This is a genomic window from Alteromonas sp. DY56-G5 (assembly GCF_041414725.1).
In the GTDB taxonomy this organism is placed as follows: Bacteria; Pseudomonadota; Gammaproteobacteria; order Enterobacterales; family Alteromonadaceae; genus Alteromonas; species Alteromonas macleodii.
The window spans coordinates 1-1,261 of the sequence record NZ_JANHZQ010000119.1; the positions used below are offsets into that span (position 1 = coordinate 1).

Annotated in this window: 1 protein-coding gene; it reads right to left on the bottom strand. The window is 46.8% G+C overall.

What is annotated here, in order from left to right:
* Positions 1-31: 31 nt before the first annotated feature.
* Positions 32-1,200 (bottom strand): IS3 family transposase gene (locus NO989_RS21790; RefSeq protein ID WP_239247979.1). Its coding sequence is split into 2 segments (ribosomal slippage): positions 32-948 and positions 948-1,200, totalling 1,170 coding nucleotides; the frame shifts between segments, so codons are not numbered across the junction.
* Positions 1,201-1,261 lie beyond the last annotated feature (61 nt).

Genomic DNA, 1,261 nt, shown 5'->3' on the forward strand with positions numbered 1-1,261 from the left:
TGACGTGGTCAAGCAAATTCACACAACCCAGTTAAGCCGCTTTTCCTAAATTTGCCATATCAGCCTCATATTGATTTGGACTTTTGTAATCCAGGTATGAGTGCATTCTTTGGCTGTTATAAAACATACTGATGTATTGCAGGATATCCTGCTGAGCAGCATGGCGGCTCTGGTAGTGACGCCATTGCACTCGCTCTTGTTTCAATGTGCCGAAGAAGCTCTCTACAACAGCATTGTCCCAGCAGTCACCTTTTCTACTCATGCTGCCAGTTACCTTGTACTGCGTCAGTAGCTGTCTAAATTGACGGCTTGCATATTGAGAGCCTCGATCTGAATGATGTATCAGGCCCGCGTTGGGTTTACGTTGCCATAAAGCCATTGTTAAGGCATCACACACAAGCTGGGCATTCATGCGCGACGCCATACTCCAGCCCACGACTTTTCGTGAGAATAAGTCAATCACTACAGCCAGATACAGCCAACCTTCTTGCGTCCAGATATAGGTAATGTCAGAGGCATACGCCTGATCTGGCATTTGTGCATTAAAGTCGCGTGACAGCACGTTATCGAAGACGGGTTGCTGATGATCGCTGTTAGTCGTTACTTTGTATTTTCTCCGCCGTCTGACGCTCACGTCGGCTTCTTTCATCAAGACTTTCGTTCGCTGTTTTCCAACCGGATAACCCAGTGAATTCAGCGCGCGTTTCATGCGTCTTACGCCATAGGTAAAATCACTGGCATCAGCTATTTTCTGCACCCACTCAATTAGCTCATCATGTTGCGGATCGGGTTCAAGTTGCTCATTTCGGCGCACGGCGCTGTAGTAATTACGGCGACTGACTCCCAGAACCTGACACATCAGGCTAATCGGCCAGGTCTTCTTATATTGGGTTATGAAACCGTATTTCACTTGGTTTCTTTGGCAAAGAAGACCGTCGCCTTTTTTAGGATCTCTTTCTCCATTTTCAGGCGCTTATTCTCTTCACGCAGCCGACGGATTTCTTCCTGTTCCGGCGTCAACTTGCCATTGCCACGAAATGCGTGAGCGCCGTCTGATTCTTGCTCTTTCAGCCAGCGGCCCAACATATTCGCGCTAATACCAAGACTACGTGCAGCCTCAGAAATCTTGTAATTTTGTTCTGTAACCAGACTCACAGCATCCAGTTTGAATTCTTTCGAGTAGCTTTTTCGCGTTTTCATATACACTCCAGTTGAGATGATTATCTCTTAACTGGGTGTGTGAATCTATTGAACCACGTCA